Below are 17,370 nucleotides of genomic sequence, written 5' to 3' on the forward strand. Positions count from 1 at the left end.
GTCTAAAACCGGAGTCGAAAAGCGAGGCCGACCAAAGGCGCTGTGTCATAGCTCTGGCGGCTGATTTCGTTGCCGTTTTCGTCCTCCAGTGTCAGTCGGCCATCGAATTCGGCCCCAGCAAAGACGGTTAAAGACACGCCCGGATTCGGAGCATAGCTGAGCGACGCAACCACGGGGAGGCTCTTGTCTTCGCCGATCCCGCTCGGAGCCAACCCCGCGTCGTCTAGCCGGAAGCGAATTTTTTCGGATCGGGCCGACAGCGAGAGGCTGAAATCGTCATTCAACGCGTAGCTGAGGGTGAGACCCGGCCCGCGAGTCGCACCGATTCCGGAACCGGTGTTCAGGTTCCAGCGATCATTGATGTCCCAATCCACCAAAAGCGCCGGAAAGAGATCGACACCACTATCTTCCAATTGCGTGAAGGCGCCAAAGGCCGGTCCTATGGTCAGGCTTTCGCTGATCTGCCACGCGACGCCCGCAAATACACCATGGGTACGACCATCCGAAGATGCCGCGCCTTTCTGATAGTCCCATCTGACCTGAGGCGACACGAACACACTGGCCCGCTGGCCAGCCTGAAACCGCAGAGGAGCCGATATTCGGATGTCACGAATGTCGTTCCAGGGCTGGTTGTCCGCCGCGCTGAAGTCGTAGTCCAGCTGCCCGTAGCTGACTGAAATGCCAAGTGACGTTTCGCCATCAAATCGGTAAAGCCCGGTGGCCCGCAGGAACGATCGCGTCGCGCTGAAGTCTCCACCCTGATCCAGATCGGCGCTTCCTTGATAAGCGGCGAGTCCGTCGATCTGGCTGACCCAACCCAGACGTTGTTGTGCGGCGGCAGGCAGCGCGATCTGGCAGGCGAATGCGGAGAGGAAACAAAGAAGAGCGGTGCAAGGTTTCATCGCGACCGTGGTCCTGTTCTGTGACGAAGGATGTTTTGGAACGATACGAGCAAAACTCAGGAACGGATGACCGCCTGAGTCTCGTTGGCTCAATCCGTGTTATCTAAACCACACCCTCTAGTCCGTGCGGTCTGGATGCGTTTTACTTGGCCTCTTCGCTCGGTTTCAACGTCAACGGCGGCTCATCTACTTCGGCTGAAATTGGTTCCGGGGCTTGAACCGCATCTGGCCCGGGAACGGGCTGAGCCAAGGGCACACCTTCGGGCGTTTCGGTTGGCGATGGTGTGGCCACAGGGGCCACTACCTCGGTGGACTCGGCCTCAATCACTCGCCGAAAAACCAGCACGTTGCGCCAATTTGTGGTTGATCCGGTCAGGCCCGAGCGTTCCTCGCTGGGTAGCAACTCGGCACGCTGGTATTCCCATCCCTGTTGGCCCATTTCGTTCAGCACCTGCTCGACCGAGGTGGCAAAGCGGCCCTCTGGCGTTTTGACGCCTTTGGCCTTCGCGCCCTTTTGCGGGGCCGGAATGACTTTGTATTCGTAGCGCGGCATCGACTGTTCCCTTGTACCTTTGGCCGACAACTTATCACGCAGGTCGCCGGGTGAAAGAGACGTTGCGCAAGTGGCGCAAATCAGCCGGTCTTCTGCGCCGCCTTGACCACAACCGAGAGGCAGAGTTCGGTCGCCAGCGCCATGTCCTGGACCGAAATCCACTCCAACGGTCCATGAATGCACTGCATTCCAGTGAACAGGTTGGGGCAGGGTGTGCCGAATTCGGTGAGGCGGGAGCCATCGGTGCCGCCGCGGATCGGAACCGAAAGAGGTTCGATCCCCAGTTCCTGACAGGCTTCGCGCGCCAGATCGACGGGGGTCATGTCATTCTCGAGCCAATAGCGCATGTTGCGGTATTGATGGCTGATATCGCAGGTGATGGTCGCGCGAGGCTCGGAGGCCTGAACGGCGTCGCAGACCTTGCGCACCAGGTCGCGCTGGGCCTCAAGACCTTCCATCTCGAAATCCCGAAGGATCAGCTTGATTTCCATCTCGGACGAGCCGCCATTCATGTCGGTAACATGGATGAACCCTTCGCGCCCGTCGGTCACCTCGGGGGTCAACGTCGCCTGCGGCAGGGTTTGCACGATCTTTGCGGCCAGATGGGTGGCATTGACCATCTTTTCCTTGGCCAGCCCCGGGTGGATCGACACGCCGGTGATCTTAATCACCGCACGGTCGGCCGAGAAGCTTTCAAATTCGATCTCGCCCACCTCTTGCCCGTCTAGTGTATAAGCGAAATCGGCCTTGAGGTCTTTGGGTAGTTGCTCGGTCACACCGCGCCCGATTTCTTCGTCCGGGGTGAAAGCAATGCGGATGGGCCCGTGTGGAATGTCTGGATTTTCGATCAGGTGCCGCGCCATGGTCATCAGGATGGACACGCCGGCCTTGTCATCAGCGCCCAACAGAGTGGTGCCAGAAGCGGTGATCAGATCATGCCCAATCTTTTCGGCCAGATAACGGTGCTCGCCTGGCGACAGAACCAGATCGGGATCGTCAGGAAAGGTGATCTCACCGCCGTTATAGCCTTTGATGACGCGTGGTTTGACACCGGTTGCGTTGAATTGCGGGGCGGTGTCGACATGGGCCAGGAACCCCACGGTCGGCCCTTCGGCGGTGCCAGGAATGGTTGCCACAACGACGCTGTCGCCGGTCACCTCGACATCCTGCGCGCCTATTTCCGTCAGCTCTTGCTGCAACAGGTTCAGCATGTCGAACTGAATGGGCGTACTCGGGGTCGAAGGCGATGTCTCATCGCTTTGGCTGTCGATGGCCGCGTAGCGCATCAGACGGTCTTCAAGTTCCTGATCGAATTTTCTGGTCATGGCACCTCTCCTGCGCGGAAGAAAGGGCGTAAAAGAAAACGGAGTCAAGCGGGTGGCCTGACTCCGTCGCATAACAGTGAAAACGGGCTTACGAACCCAGCTTTTGGGCAACCAGCTCGTTAACGGCCTTGGGGTTGGCTTTGCCGCCGGTGGCTTTCATTACCTGACCGACAAACCAGCCTGCCAGCTTCGGGTTTACCTTGGCCTTTTCAACTTGCGCCGGGTTGGTGGCAATGATCTCGTCCAAAGCGGCCTCGATCGCGCCCGTGTCTGTGACCTGCTTCATGCCGCGCTCTTCGACGATCTGCGCAGGGTCACCACCTTCGGTATAGACGATCTCGAACAGATCCTTGGCGATTTTGCCCGAGATGGCATCCGAGGAAATCAGGTCGATGATCCCTCCCAACTGCGCCGGAGATACGGGCGAGTCGGTGATGTCGTGGTCTTCTTTCTTGAGGCGGCCAAACAGCTCGTTGATTACCCAGTTCGCGGCCAGTTTGCCGTTGCGGCCTTGCGCGACCTCTTCGAAATACGCAGCCGATTCCACCTCGGCGGTCAGGACCGAGGCGTCATAGTCGGTCAGGCTGAACGCTTCGATGAACCGGGCCTTTTTAGCGTCGGGCAGTTCGGGCAGTTTGGATGCAATGTCATCGACCCATGCCTGTTCAATCTCCAGCGGCAGCAGATCGGGATCGGGGAAGTAACGGTAATCATGTGCTTCTTCCTTGGACCGCATGGACCGCGTCTCGCCCTTGTCCGGATCGTACAGTCGGGTTTCCTGCTCGACCTCACCACCACTTTCAACGATGGCGATCTGACGGCGGGCTTCGACTTCAATCGCCTGCTGGATAAAGCGCATCGAGTTCATGTTCTTGATCTCGCAGCGGGTGCCCAGATGCGAGAAGTCCTGCGTTTCCTGGTACTTCTCATAAGCACCCGGCAAACAGATCGAGACGTTCACGTCCGCGCGCAGGTTGCCGTTTTGCATGTTGCCATCACAGGTGCCCAGATAGCGCATGATCTGACGCAGCTTGGCGATATAGGCGGCGGCTTCTTCGGGGCCGCGGATGTCGGGGCGCGAGACGATCTCCATCAAGCAAACGCCCGTCCGGTTCAGATCGACGAAGGACATATGCGGGTCCATGTCGTGGATCGATTTGCCCGCGTCCTGCTCCATGTGGATGCGTTCAATGCGAACCATGCGCGCGGTGCCGTCGCCCATCTCAACCAGCACTTCACCTTCGCCCACGATGGGGTGGTACAGCTGCGAAATCTGGTAGCCCTGCGGCAGGTCAGGGTAGAAATAGTTCTTGCGGTCAAAAGCCGATTTCAGGTTGATATCCGCCTTCAGGCCCAGACCCGTGCGCACGGCCTGTTCCACGCAATATTCGTTGATCACCGGCAGCATGCCCGGCATCGCCGCGTCAACGAAAGCCACGTTCGAGTTCGGCTCGGCTCCGAATTGGGTCGACGCGCCGGAAAACAGCTTGGCATTGGACGAGACCTGAGCGTGCACCTCCATCCCGATCACCAGCTCCCAATCGTGCTTGGCCCCGGCAATGGTTTTGATTTTCGGCATTTCGTATGTCAGGTCGAGCATGGCGCGCCTCTAATTTCCGCAGAAGTCTAGGCTTGCGTATTAGGCCCGGCGCGCCAAAGGGGCAAGGGGTTAGTTCCCTGAGACTTGCAACCCCGTCGGCGTAAAGGTCACGCTTTGACCACTGCGCAGTTCCTCGCGCAGTTGATTGGCGATCGCGCGCAGCGCATCCCGGCGGCCACGTGCGGCGAAGCGCTCGGTCGAGTTGACGCGCAGGCTGTTGCTGAACCCGTTCGCCGCATGGGCCCAGATCAGGGGGTGCAGCTCGGTCAGGTGATCGCGGATCAACCAGTTTGCAGCCTCGCAAATCTGTTTACGGGCGATGTCGGCCTTAGGGTTGCGGCCCATCCCGTTTTGCAGCGTGACCGAACAATAGGCCGCCAACAGGTTGATCGTCTGCTGGTCGGGGCGGCGTTCAACGATGTCGTGCAGACCTTCCAGAAAATACTCGACATCCACACGCGCGCAGGCTTCGTCATCCAGTGCAATGGCATCGAACTGAACCCAGGTATAGCCACCTGCGCCCCATGTTTTTTGAGTGCGCGCGGCGTTGCGTAGGGCCTGAACTTCTAGCTGGTCGTAGGTCCCGAACCTGCGTGGCAACAGATGGCTGCCCATGGCGCGCATGTGGCGATGGTTTTGCGGGTCAAGCGTGATCAGCGCTTCGTATTTGTCTGCCACACGGGTGCGTGGGCTGATATGGCCCGCCAGTAGGGCACAATCCGCAGCGGCAATCGCTGGGCTATTCGGCATTGCAGAGCGGCAGTCTTTCAGCAAAACGGCAGCGCGGTCGAAATGCGCGGCGCAACGAGATTGATGCAGTGCGGGTAGGTCTTTGGGGTCTGCTGTCCCGCGCCATGCCCAAGCCAAATCTATATGAGCCAATGCCACCACAAGGGCGATCATCGGGTCATCGGGGTGGTTCTGAATTTCACCCTCCAGTTCAGAGATGCCTGCCAGAAAGTCATAGTCTGACTGAGTTCTGCCATCCGACAAGGCATGTTCCGCCGCCAGCACAACATCTGCCCGGGCCCCGAAACCCAACAGGTCGGCAACCGGCTGACCGCAGGGCGTAGTTTCACGTGCTTCATCCGCGGCCCGCATCTCTTGCGAGAGTTCGCCCCACCAATCCTGTCGCGCCAGATGGCGTCCGCGTTCGATCACCTGATGCCCGGCCGTGTCATCTGTTTCCGCAATAGGGATGTTCAACTGCCCCGAGGCGACAAGCCACGCGGTTGCATCCGCAACAGACGCGGGCAAAGGCGTAGAGGTGGGACTGGAAGAGCCGAAAATACGGGCGGCAGCCGCCCTAAAAGACCGAAACATGGCAAAACTCGAACTGTAACAAACGTGTAACGCATCCAGTTTGCCAAAAACTGTGTCTATTTCAAGGAGTCGTTGCGCGCTTTAGTTCGAGATGTGATCAATTAGCCCTTGGGCTTGGGATTGTTTCAAAAAACCCTAAAATGATGACGTTCAACGGTAAATTCCGCCTGCTGCAACACGTCTTCGAACTCTTTGTGTGGCGGTAGCGACTCATCCGGTAGGCGGACGCGCTTGTCCGATTTCAGCACCGCTGAAACGCGAACCGAGAAATCCCAGCGGGTGTCAAATCGGAACCGGTCAACCTCGGACAGGTCCAGTTCGCCGCTGCGTTGGCCGGTGAACCAGCGTAGTTTCTCGCCGGTCAGTTCGACCCCGGCGCTGGTGTCTTTCAAGATATCCCAGACGGCCGGCAGTGTCGCCAGTGCCAGCAACGCCATCAACCACCAAGCCGCGTTCAGGAAAAGTATCAGGCCGATCAGCACTGCGTAGATGCAGATCAGCAAGATCACCACACGTGGGTTCCGGTTTTGCCGGGTAAAACGGAACGAGGTCATGCGCCGAGGATGCGCGAGACCATCTCGGTCGTGTCGCGTGACAGCTCGGACGTATCGGCGATCCGGCGCAGCTGCGCGCGCATCAGCGCCTGACGGTCGGCGTCATATCGTTTCCACGTCTGGAATGCTGAACACATACGCGCCGTGGTCTGCGGGTTCACCGGGTCCAGCCGGATCAGCCAGTCGGCAAGTAGGGCATAGCCCGCTCCGTCCGCCTGATGGAAGCCCGCATGGTTCATGGCCAGCGATCCCATCAAGGCACGGAACCGGTTGGGGTTTTTCCAATTGAAATCAGGATGCTCTGTCAGAGTGCGTGCGGCCTCGACCGTGGTCTGAGGGGCGGCCATCGAGACCTGCAGACCAAACCATTTGTCGACCACCAGCCGGTCATGCTGCCACTGGTCGTAGAAGGCGCTCAGTTCCGTCTCACCTTTGCCCGCGCGCAGCACGCAGGACAGGGCGGTCAGTTGCAGTGTCATATTGTCGGCAGTTTGGTACGCGTCTGCCGCCTTGCTGCCGCCGTCGAGACGAGAGGTAAGAGCCAGCGCTGCTCCGCCCAATGCACGCTTGCCGGATTGCGCCGCGTCCGGTTGATAAGGGGCGTCCACAAGTGTTTCGCTGTGCAGCTTGGGCAGAAGATCCTGTACGTGTTGCGCAGTGGCTTGACGGAGAGTCTCGACAGCGGTCCAGATGGCCATCGGGTCGGGTGTGACGCCCTTGTCATGTAGGGCGGCGGCCAGTTCGGATTGTGTCGGAAGGCCCAGCATCAAGGCCCGATAGGCCGGGTCCAGTGTTTCATCGCGCAGCACGGCCAGCAGGCCGTCCAGATAGTCGGAATCCGGCGTCGCCTCTTCGGTGATCATGCGCAGCAGACTGTCCTCGGCCAGCGAGCGCCCGGCCTGCCAGCGGTTGAACGGATCGGTGTCATGGGCCAGCAGAAAGGCGCGCTCAGCATTCGAAGTGTCATGTTCAAGGATCACAGGGGCCGAGAAATCGCGTAGGATTGAGGGCACGGGTTTGGCCGCCAGTCCGGCGAAGGAAAAGCTCTGCTCGGCCTCGGTCAGCTCCAGCACTTGGGTTGCGTGAACCTCGTCGCCGTTCGGGCCCAGCAAGCCGACAGCGACGGGAATGACCTGAGGCTGCTTATCCTCTTGTCCCGGAGTCGGGTCGGTGCGTTGGCTCAGCGTCAGCGTGTAGGTACCATCCGCCCAATCCTCAGCCACGGAAACGCGCGGGGTGCCGGACTGGCTGTACCAGCGTTTGAACTGGCTCAGGTCGCGGCCTGTTGTGTCCTCGAAGACTTGCAGCCAATCCTCGATCGTACAGGCCTGCCCGTCATGGCGGTCGAAATACAGATCCAGCGCCCGTGCATAGGCCTCATCCCCGACCAGACGTTTCAACATGCCGATGACCTCGGCACCTTTCTCATAGACGGTTGAGGTGTAGAAGTTGTTGATTTCCTGAAAACTCTCGGGCCGGACGGGGTGCGATAGCGGGCCATTGTCCTCGGGGAACTGCCTTGTGCGCAGGTCGATGGCGTCGTGGATGCGCTTGACCGGTGCCGAGCGCATGTCCGAGGTGAACTGCGCATCGCGGAAAACGGTCAAGCCCTCTTTGAGGCACAGCTGAAACCAGTCGCGACAGGTGATGCGGTTGCCGGTCCAGTTGTGGAAATACTCATGTGCGATGATCGCCTCAATCCGTTCGAAATTCACATCGGTAGAGGTTTCCGGGCTGGCCAGAACGGCTGAAGAGTTGAAGATGTTCAGCCCCTTGTTCTCCATCGCGCCCATGTTGAAATCGTCCACGGCTACGATGTTGAACACGTCCAGATCGTATTCGCGGCCGTAGACGTCCTCATCCCATTTCATGGACTTCTTGAGCGCCTCCATCCCGAAGGCACATTTGCCTTCGTCACCGGGGCGAACCCAGAGGTTTAGCTCTACCTCGCGGCCCGACATGGTGGTGAACTGGCCCGGATGCGCGATCAGGTCGCCAGCGACCAGAGCAAACAGATAGGCGGGTTTGTGCCATGGGTCCGTCCATTCGGCCCAGCCTTCGCCTTTGCCCGACGGGTTGCCGTTGGACAGCAGCACCGGAAGGTCGCCATTGATACGCACCGTGAAGGTCGACATCACGTCGGGGCGGTCCGGGTAGTAGGTGATCTTGCGGAACCCTTCGGCCTCGCACTGGGTGCAATACATGCCGTTCGACATATAAAGCCCTTCAAGCGCGGTGTTATTGCCGGGGTCGATCTCGACCTCCGCCTCCCAGACAAAGGGGGCGTCGGGGGCGGCAACCGTCAGCCCCTCAGGCGTGAGGTTTGGGGACACTTCGGCACCGTCGATGGAGGCGCGGATCAGCTTCAGTTGCTCGCCATGCAGGAAAAAGGTGCGATCGCTGGCCACAGGATTCGGACGAAAGGCGATGCGGGATGTGACGCGGGTGGCGTTTGCTGCCAGATCAAAGGTGAGATGCACATTGTCCACCAGATACCCGAACGGGGTGTAGTCTTTCAGATAGATAGTAGTGGGGGTGGCGTCGCGCATCGGGGGCCTCGCAAAACTTGGGTCGAGGGCGACGTTAGGGGCATCGCGGCAGGGCTGCAAGCCGCCTGTATCCGCTGTTTGCGGCGTTGATTTGCCATTCTGGTAAGATTTTCTTACCAGAATGTAGCGGCATGCGTTGCCTATCGGAAACTTTCGCTCTACATGCTGGCGGCATACAGTGGCGTACATTCGTGGGAGAGGAAGAAAATGGCCAGCAGACAGACACGCAGCGGACTTCAGGTCGATCCGGTTCTGGTCGCATTCATCGAAGGTCAGGCTTTGCCCGGCACCGGTGTCACCGCCGAGACCTTCTGGAACGGCCTGTCGCGGATGGTATCCGAACTGGGCCCCAAGAACCGTGCATTCATTGCCAAACGCAAAGAGATTCAGGACCAATTGGATGCATGGCATCTGGATCGCAAAGGTGAGGACCACGACGCCGAGGCTTATAAAGCGTTCCTGCACGAGATCGGGTATTTGGTGGAAAAGGGCGAAGACTTCCAGATCGAAACCGTCAATGTCGACCCCGAGATCGCCGCTACGCCCGGTCCTCAGCTGGTTGTGCCAATCACCAATGCGCGCTTTGCTCTGAACGCTGCCAATGCGCGATGGGGCAGCTTGTATGATGCGCTCTATGGCACGGATGCGATGGGTGATTTGCCTGCGGGTGGAGGCTACGATGCTGCCCGCGGCGCGCGTGTGATTGCATGGGCCAAAGCGTTTCTCGACGATGCTGTGCCGTTGGCCAGCGGAACCTGGGCGGACGTCACAAAGCTGAGCGTTGAAGCAGGTGCTTTGGTTCCTGCGCTGGCGGATGCTTCAAGGTTTGTGGGTCATGGCGGCGCTGCTGAAAAGCCCGAGTTCATCCTGTTGAAAAACAACGGTCTTCACATTCAGATCATGATCGACCCAATCAGCTCGATCGGCGCTGCTGATCCGGCCAACATCTCGGACTTACGGCTCGAGTCCGCGTTGTCGACGATCATGGATTGCGAGGATTCGGTGGCTTGCGTGGATGCAGCCGACAAGGTTGTTGCCTATGGCAATTGGCTGGGTCTGATGAAGGGTGATCTGACCGAAGAGGTCAGCAAATCCGGCAAGACATTTACCCGCCGGTTGGCGGCTGATCTGGACTTCACGAACGTGAACGGAGCAGAGGCGCGTCTGAAAGGCCGCTCGCTGATGCTGGTACGCAATGTGGGCCATCTGATGACCAACCCGGCCGTTCTGGATGCCGAGGGCAACGAGATCGGCGAGGGCCTCATGGACGCTCTTTGCACTACGTTGATCGCCCTGCATGATCTGGCGCGCGACGGCGGCAACTCGGTCACCGGGTCGGTCTATGTGGTGAAACCCAAGATGCATGGCCCGGAAGAGGTCGCCTTCTCGGTCGAGATTTTCGACATGGTCGAAGACATCCTGGGCTTGCCGCGCAACACCGTGAAACTGGGTATCATGGATGAGGAACGCCGGACCTCGGCCAACCTCAAGGAATGTATACGGGCCGCGAAATCTCGCGTGGCTTTTATCAACACCGGCTTCCTTGACCGGACCGGGGACGAGATCCACACCTCGATGGAGGCAGGCCCGATGCTGCCCAAGGGCGACATCAAAAACACGCCGTGGATTGCGTCCTACGAGGATCGCAACGTCGATATCGGTCTGGCCTGCGGCCTGAAAGGCAAGGCGCAGATCGGCAAAGGTATGTGGGCCATGCCCGATCGCATGGGCGATATGCTGGAGGCCAAGATCGGCCATCCGCAATCAGGCGCCACTTGCGCGTGGGTTCCCTCGCCAACCGCTGCGACTTTGCATGCCACGCACTATCATAAGGTCGACGTTCTGGCCCGTCAGGATGAACTGGCCGCAGGTGGGGCACGCGGCACGTTGGAGGATTTGCTGACCGTTCCGCTGCTGGGTGGCCGCAACCTCAGCGATGATGAGATCTCCCGTGAGATCGAGAACAACGCGCAGGGTATTCTCGGCTACGTCGTGCGCTGGGTCGATCAGGGTGTTGGATGCTCGAAAGTGCCGGACCTGAACGACATCGGCTTGATGGAAGACCGCGCGACCTGTCGGATTTCCAGCCAGGCGTTGGCCAACTGGTTGCACCACGGTGTTGTCAGCGAAGAACAGGTGATGGCGGCGATGCAGAAGATGGCGGCCGTTGTGGATCGTCAGAACGAAGGTGACGCAGCCTATCATCCGATGGCACCCGGCTTTGATGGCATTGCTTTCCAAGCGGCCTGCGATCTGGTGTTCAAGGGTCGTGTGCAACCCTCGGGCTATACCGAGCCGGTCCTGCATGCCCGCCGTTTGGAGTTGAAAGCCAGCTTGGGTTAAGTGGATAGGGCGGGAACGAGGGGGCTGTCTGCCCACTCGCGCTTCCCCGAGGATATTTTTAGCCAGATGAAAGGGATCAGGGATGGCAATTTCCTTGCGCAAGGCGCGCACCATCATTCGTAAAGCGCTGGAAGAGGGGCGCCGGTTGGAATTGAAACCGCTTTCGGTCGTTGTGCTGGATGCGGGCGGTCATGTCATTGCGTTCGAGCGCGAAGATGGCGCGGCCCCGGGACGTTTTGGAATTGCGCAGGGCAAGGCCTATGGTTCGGTCATGTTGGGTATAGCCGGGAAGGCGCAGATGCAGCGTGCCGAAGCGCAGGCCTACTTCATGGCGGCGGTGAATGGCGTCTATGGCGGGCAGGTGGTTCCGGTGCCGGGCGGTGTGCTGTTGCGCGACAAGAAAGGTGCCGTGATCGGTGCTGTCGGCGTGACGGGTGACACCTCGGACAATGACGTGCTTGCTGCGATGGCAGGGATCGAAGCCGCGAACCTTGTTGGCGAAAGCTGATTTCCTTGAAGAAGGGGAGAGCCTGCGCGGGCTCTCTCGCCCAAATTTGACTTTTTGCATTGCACGTTTAGCGGGCAATGGTAGTCCGATTGTGACAATGTCCCGTCGGTTGACTAGATGTGCGGCATTGAACACGTACTTGCGCTGACACACAGGGCCTGTGCTATTGCGCGCTGTTTTCCCTGCCGATAGCTTTTCCACACGTTTAGGAAACAAATTGGGAAAGCAGAATGTCTCGACCCGTCGTCGGTATCATCGGCAACTCTTACTTGATGAATGACAACTACCCGACGCATGCCGGTGGCACGATGAACTCGGATGCCGTCGCGAATGTTTCAGGGTGTTTGCCACTGCTGATCCCGGCTGATCCACGTTACGTCTCGGTCGAGGAATTGCTGGAGGCGTGCGACGGGTTTCTTCTGACGGGCGGTCGACCGAATGTTCACCCCGAGGAATACGGTGAGCCGCCGACTGAAGCGCATGGCGATTTCGACCGGGCGCGCGATGCGATTACCTTGCCGCTGGTGCGCGCCTGTGTTGAGCGCGGCCAACCGTTCTTCGGAATCTGTCGAGGTTTTCAGGAGGTTAACGTGGCGATGGGCGGGACGCTATATCCCGAGATCCGCGACCTTCCGGGGCGACAGAACCACCGGATGCCTCCTGATGGAACGCTTGAGGAAAAGTTCGCCCTTCGTCATGTTGTAACTCTGAACGAAGGCGGCGTGTTCCACCGGTTGTTTGGTGCGCGCGAGGTGATGACTAATACGCTGCACGGTCAGGGGATCAAGGCCGTAGGCCAGAACGTTGTGATCGACGGCCACGCACCGGATGGCACGCCCGAGGCGATTTATGTCAAAGATGCGCCGGGCTTCACCCTCTCGGTCCAATGGCACCCGGAGTGGGATGCTGCAAATGACCCGGTTTCGCGCCCGTTGTTTGAGGCGTTTGGCGCGGCCGTCAAAGCCTGGTCTGCAGGATCAAGCACGCGGTTCCTGCAACAGACAGCTTAAGTTTTGGCACCGGTCCGGCCGGGAGGGGATGCCGGACCGGTGCGTCGCGATCAAATCAGTAGGTCGAACTGATTGATCAGCGGCAGGGTTCGCGCGCGTTCTCCGGTCAGATCAAACAGCGCATTACCTAAGGCCGGCATCGAGGGGGGTGTACCGGGCTCACCTGCGCCGCCCATATGGCGGTTGGTCTCGAGAACGCGCACTTCGACCTGCGGAGCCGTGTGCATGCGAAGTGCGTCATAGTCGGGGAAGTTGAACTGCTCGACTTCGCCCTCGGCAAAGGTGATCTCGCCGTAGCAAGCGGCGCTCAGGCCATACATCATCCCGCCGAACATCTGCGCCTTGACGTTTTCTGGATCCAACGCGAGACCCATGTCACAAGCGATCCACGCCTTGTTGATGCGGATCGTGCCGTCTTCGTCGACCACCTCGATCACCTGCGCGACCGGAGTGCCGAAGCTGTAGGTAAAGGCGACACCCCGACCGACGCCAGCCTGAGTTTGACCCGTCCAGCCCGACATCTCTTTCACGGCCTCAAGGCAACCTGCCGAAGGGGCGTGCTCGGTCTTCATCAACTCCAGCCGGAACTCCAGCGGGTCGCGGCCTGCGGCGTAGGCCATCTCGTCCATGAAGGTCTCATGGAAAAAGCCGTTATGGCTATTGCCGACCGAGCGCCAGAAGCCAACAGGCACGTCGAGCTTCGCGATATGGCCGTTCATCCGGTAGTTCGGAACCGCATAAGGTTGGTTGAAGAAGCCCTCGACCAGAACTTTGTCAGGGCCCGCACCGGGCATTCCGGTATAGCGCTCAACCGCTTGCTGCGTACAGGATTGCGAGGCAACCGCGCCGTCGATCAGCACCGCTTTGCCATCATTCACAGCACCGCGCAGTCGAGCGATTGCGCCAGGGCGGTAGTAGTCGTGGCGCATGTCTTCTTCGCGGCTCCAGGTCGTCTGGACCGGAGTGCCGGGCATCGCCATGGCGACCTTGGTGGCGATATCGCCGAAATCCAGTTCTCCACGGCGACCAAACCCGCCGCCCAGATAGGTGGTGTGGATCTGCACCGCATCCGTATCCAGACCGGCCGTATTGGCCACGCGGAATTGGATCAGAGTGGGGGCCTGATTACCGCACCACAGTTCCAGCGCGTTGCCGGTGTATAGCGCGGTGGCGTTCATCGGCTCCATCGTAGCGTGGGCCAGATAGGGCAGGCGGTATTCGGCTGTGATTTCGGTTGCGCCCTCGGGTGTGACGCTGACGTCGCCGTCGTCGCGCATGGTCGAGTTCGGGGCATCGTCAAATGCTTCGGCGATCTTGGCGAAGATGCCGTCGGTTTCCGGCGGGTAGGGGGCATCCCCCCAATCAACGTCGATCGCCTCCACCGCTCGATTGGCAAGCCATGTGTTGTTGGCGATGACGGCAACGCCAGTGCCCAGATCAACGATCTGTTCGACCCCCGGCATGTCTTTTGCGGCGCTGTCGTCATAGTCGTTCATCGCGCCGCCCAGCTTGGGGTTCATTCGCACGGCTGCAAATTTCATACCGGGCAGGCGGACATCGACGCCGAATTCAGCGGTGCCTGTCGCTTTGCCAACCATGTCCAGACGCGGTTGAGTCTGGCCCAGATACCGCCATTCGGACGGGTCACGCAGAGGTACCTCGACCGGCTCAAGACCCGCCGCATCCATGGCGAGGTCAGTATAGGCGATCTTGTCGCCATTGGGTGCGATGACATGCCCCGAGGCCGTCTGTAGTTGCGACGGGTCAACCCCCAGACGGTCGGCAGCGGCCCGTTTCAGCGTCTCGCGGGCCGACGCGCCGGCCTGCCGCATCCGCTCGAACCCGTCTTTCATCGAGGTCGAGCCACCGGTGACCTGAAGGCTCAGCGCTTTGCCGAGGACACCCAGCGCCTCACCCAGATTGTGCTGGAAGTTCGAGATGTCGTAGCCCTTGTTCGGCAGTCCTTCGCCAACCAATGCGGAATTGTAATACGCCGCCGCAGCAGGGCCATGCAGCACGTTGATCTGGTCAAGATCGACGTCCAACTCCTCGGCGATCAAAGCAGCCCAGGTCGTCTTAACGCCCTGTCCCATTTCGGCACGCGGGGCGAACAGGGTCACGCCATTCTGGTCGATCAGAATGAATGGGTTCAGCGCAGCCTCTCCCTCGCCGGGTTTCAGCGGGTTCGGGGCGGGACGGGTAACGTAGTAACCCCCAAAGGCCACACCGCCGACGATGGCAGCCGAGCCAATCAGGAAGGTGCGGCGCAGAATTTTCCCAACTTTTCCCATCTCTTAAGCCTCCTGCAACTTGCCAGCGGCGTCTTGGATCGCGGCGCGGATGCGGGGATAAGTGCCACAGCGGCACAGGTTGCCCTGCATCGCGTCGTCTATGTCCGCATCCGTTGGAGCGGGGTTTTCGGCCAACAAAGCCGCCGCCTGCATGATCTGACCGGACTGGCAATAACCACATTGTGCTACCTGATGATCCACCCAGGCCTGCTGGATCACGGCCATCGCTTCGGGCGAACCGATGCCTTCGATCGTAGTCACATCGCCCCAGACATCCGAAAGCGACACCTGGCACGATCGCACGGCCTCACCATCGATATGCACGGTGCACGCGCCGCAGGCGGCCACACCGCAGCCGAATTTGGTTCCGGTCAGGCCGACCTCATCCCGGAGGACCCAAAGCAGGGGGACGTCTTCGGGCAGGTCAACCTGATGTTGCTTGCCGTTGATCTTCAGCGCGGTTGCCATGGCACACCTCTCGTAGCTGTGGCGGTTTCTGACATAATTGTCTGAAAGTGTCATTGTGTCAATTGACAAAATAAGAGAAAAATGTCAGATCGGTTTCATGACGGAAAAACAGGACGATCCGCGGCAACATGCCATTCTTGCGTCGGCGCTTGAGGCGTTCGCAGCCTATGGGTTTCGCAAAACCTCGATGGACGACATCGCCAAAGGGGCGGGCATGTCGCGCCCGGCCGTGTATTTGCACTACAAGAACAAAGAGGCGATCGTGCGCAGCCTGACGCGCGCGCATTACGCCGAAAAGACCGCAAACGTATCGCAGGCCTTGTCAGGCAGTGGCAGCGTGTCCCAGCGTTTGGCGCGCGCGATTGAAGGGCAGATCAAGGGGTTGGCTGAGATACTGACCTCTCCCCACGGACGAGAGATGCTGGATACCAGCAAATCGACCGCCTCGGACATTCTGGCCGAGGGTGAGGAAGAGATGACCGCGCTTTATGCCGACTGGTTGCGCCGCGAAGACAGTGCCGGACGCGTCCGTCTGCCCAACGGCCCGGAAGAGACGGCGAAGACCATCACTGCGACCCTGATGGGCGTCAAGATGACCGCAACCAACGCGGCTGAATTCGAGCAACGCATCTCGCAATTGGCTGAATTGCTGGGCGCCGGGCTCGAGGTCAGGTAACTCGCTGGCGGATTTTGTATTCTGGCTGGTCCCACAGGTTATTGGTGATGATATCGGCTAGAATCTCGGCGGCCTGTTCCACGTCGTTTTCATCAACATAAAGAGGCGTGAAGCCAAAGCGCATGATGTCTGGTGCGCGGAAATCTCCGATCACGCCACGAGCAATCAGCGCCTGCATGGCCGCATATCCTTCGGTAAAGTGGAATGAGACCTGACTGCCGCGCTGCGCCGGATCGCGTGGGCTGGCGAGGGTTAGGCCGGGGCAGGTGGCCTCGACTTTTGCGATGAACAACTCGGTCAGTTCGATGGATTTCGCCCGGACATCGGCCATCTCGGCCATGTCCCAGACATCCATCGCCGCAGACAGCGCGGCCATTTGCAAGACCGGAGGGGTGCCGACTCGCATCCTCTCAATCCCCGAACCGGGACGATAATCGAGATCGAAGGCAAAGGGTGCTTCGTGCCCCAGCCATCCCGAAAGCGCGGGGCGGACACGGTCGGACAGGCGCGGAGCAACGTAGATGAACGCTGGCGCACCTGGGCCGCCGTTGAGGTATTTGTATGTGCACCCGACCGCGAAATCAGCATTACACCCGGCCAGGTCGACCGGAATTGCACCGGCGGAATGGGCCAGATCCCAAACCGTCACCACACCGTTTGCATGGGCCAATTCGGTCAGAGCTTTCATGTCGTGCATACGGCCGGTGCGATAGTCGACCTCGGTCAGCATAAGAACGGCGACGTCTTCTGTGATGTTTGCAGCGACCTCTTCCGGGGCGACGACGCGCAATTCGTACTCCGCGCCCAGAGAGCGCAGCAGCCCGTCCGCCATATAGAGATCAGATGGGAAATTGCCGTTGTCTGACAGCACAACCTTGCGGTTCGGGTTCAACTCCAGCGCCGAGGCCACGGCCTGATAGACCTTGATCGACAGGGTGTCGCCGACCACAACGCTGCCTGCCCCGGCCCCGATCAGACGTCCGATCCGATCTCCCAGACCCGTGGGCAATCCCATCCATCCGGCCTTGTTCCAACCGGTGATCAGCATCTGCCCCCATTCCTGCGTCGCCGTCTGGTGCAGACGCGCGTCAACCGCCTTTGGCAACGGGCCCAGAGAGTTGCCGTCAAGATAGAGAATGCCTTCGGGCAGTTCGAACATGGCTTTAGTTGCTTTGAAGTCGGTCATTCCGGCTGGGCCCTGTTGTTTATTTTTGGTTGTATCCGTTGGCTATCGGATGCGCTAAGCGCTGTCTACCGATGCATATCTT

Annotated in this window: 14 protein-coding genes; 4 read left to right on the forward strand and 10 right to left on the reverse strand. The window is 59.7% G+C overall.

Features of this window, described 5'->3' with window-relative positions:
* Positions 1–2: 2 nt before the first annotated feature.
* From ACR0JF_RS15185 to pepN, 7 genes are all read right to left on the reverse strand, one after another.
* Positions 3–902: a hypothetical protein gene (locus tag ACR0JF_RS15185; protein WP_480669535.1), complete on the reverse strand. Its 900-nt coding sequence runs from the start codon at positions 900–902 to the stop codon at positions 3–5.
* A gap of 142 nt (positions 903–1,044) precedes the next feature.
* The gene (locus ACR0JF_RS15190) at positions 1,045–1,455 is read right to left on the reverse strand and encodes a DUF4177 domain-containing protein (RefSeq protein ID WP_170660666.1); all 411 of its coding nucleotides are present in this window, start codon (positions 1,453–1,455) and stop codon (positions 1,045–1,047) included.
* 80 nt (positions 1,456–1,535) lie between these two features.
* Positions 1,536–2,780, reverse strand: a complete 1,245-nt coding sequence (gene pepT / locus ACR0JF_RS15195) for a peptidase T (protein WP_170660667.1) — start codon at positions 2,778–2,780, stop codon at positions 1,536–1,538.
* 88 nt (positions 2,781–2,868) lie between these two features.
* Complete coding sequence (gene gatB, locus ACR0JF_RS15200; protein WP_170660668.1) at positions 2,869–4,380, reverse strand: Asp-tRNA(Asn)/Glu-tRNA(Gln) amidotransferase subunit GatB; 1,512 nt, start codon at positions 4,378–4,380, stop codon at positions 2,869–2,871.
* Positions 4,381–4,449: 69 nt separating this feature from the next.
* Entirely contained in the window at positions 4,450–5,703 is a 1,254-nt protein-coding gene (locus ACR0JF_RS15205; protein WP_170660669.1) for a hypothetical protein, read from the reverse strand.
* A 125-nt stretch (positions 5,704–5,828) separates the two neighbouring features.
* On the reverse strand, positions 5,829–6,257 hold the full coding sequence (locus ACR0JF_RS15210; RefSeq protein WP_170660670.1) for a hypothetical protein: 429 nt from the start codon (positions 6,255–6,257) through the stop codon (positions 5,829–5,831).
* The gene (gene pepN, locus ACR0JF_RS15215) at positions 6,254–8,806 is read right to left on the reverse strand and encodes an aminopeptidase N (RefSeq protein ID WP_170660671.1); all 2,553 of its coding nucleotides are present in this window, start codon (positions 8,804–8,806) and stop codon (positions 6,254–6,256) included. The genes ACR0JF_RS15210 and pepN overlap by 4 nt, the downstream gene beginning before the upstream one ends.
* Positions 8,807–9,013: 207 nt before the next feature.
* On the opposite strand from pepN, the gene ACR0JF_RS15220 reads away from it, so the two are divergent.
* From ACR0JF_RS15220 to ACR0JF_RS15230, 3 genes are all read left to right on the forward strand, one after another.
* Positions 9,014–11,149 carry a malate synthase G gene (locus tag ACR0JF_RS15220; protein WP_170660672.1) on the forward strand — a complete coding sequence of 712 codons (2,136 nt, stop codon included), beginning with the start codon at positions 9,014–9,016 and terminating at the stop codon, positions 11,147–11,149.
* Between the two features lie 82 nt (positions 11,150–11,231).
* Positions 11,232–11,657 (forward strand): heme-binding protein, encoded by a 426-nt coding sequence (locus ACR0JF_RS15225; protein ID WP_170660673.1) that lies wholly within the window; start codon positions 11,232–11,234, stop codon positions 11,655–11,657.
* A 230-nt stretch (positions 11,658–11,887) separates the two neighbouring features.
* Complete coding sequence (locus ACR0JF_RS15230; RefSeq protein WP_170660674.1) at positions 11,888–12,667, forward strand: gamma-glutamyl-gamma-aminobutyrate hydrolase family protein; 780 nt, start codon at positions 11,888–11,890, stop codon at positions 12,665–12,667.
* Between the two features lie 50 nt (positions 12,668–12,717).
* On the opposite strand, the gene ACR0JF_RS15235 is transcribed toward ACR0JF_RS15230, so the two are convergent.
* Together ACR0JF_RS15235 and ACR0JF_RS15240 are read right to left on the reverse strand one after the other, a co-directional pair.
* Positions 12,718–14,958, reverse strand: a complete 2,241-nt coding sequence (locus ACR0JF_RS15235) for a molybdopterin cofactor-binding domain-containing protein (protein WP_170660675.1) — start codon at positions 14,956–14,958, stop codon at positions 12,718–12,720.
* 3 nt (positions 14,959–14,961) lie between these two features.
* Entirely contained in the window at positions 14,962–15,426 is a 465-nt protein-coding gene (locus ACR0JF_RS15240) for a (2Fe-2S)-binding protein (protein WP_170660676.1), read from the reverse strand.
* A 97-nt stretch (positions 15,427–15,523) separates the two neighbouring features.
* Here ACR0JF_RS15240 and ACR0JF_RS15245 point away from each other — a divergent pair, with 97 nt between their 5' ends.
* Positions 15,524–16,102, forward strand: a complete 579-nt coding sequence (locus ACR0JF_RS15245) for a TetR/AcrR family transcriptional regulator (RefSeq protein WP_170660677.1) — start codon at positions 15,524–15,526, stop codon at positions 16,100–16,102.
* Here ACR0JF_RS15245 and kynU read toward each other — a convergent pair.
* Complete coding sequence (gene kynU, locus ACR0JF_RS15250; RefSeq protein WP_170660678.1) at positions 16,095–17,288, reverse strand: kynureninase; 1,194 nt, start codon at positions 17,286–17,288, stop codon at positions 16,095–16,097. The genes ACR0JF_RS15245 and kynU overlap by 8 nt on opposite strands.
* Positions 17,289–17,370: the final 82 nt, after the last annotated feature.

Source organism: Ruegeria sp. BG11, assembly GCF_056538565.1.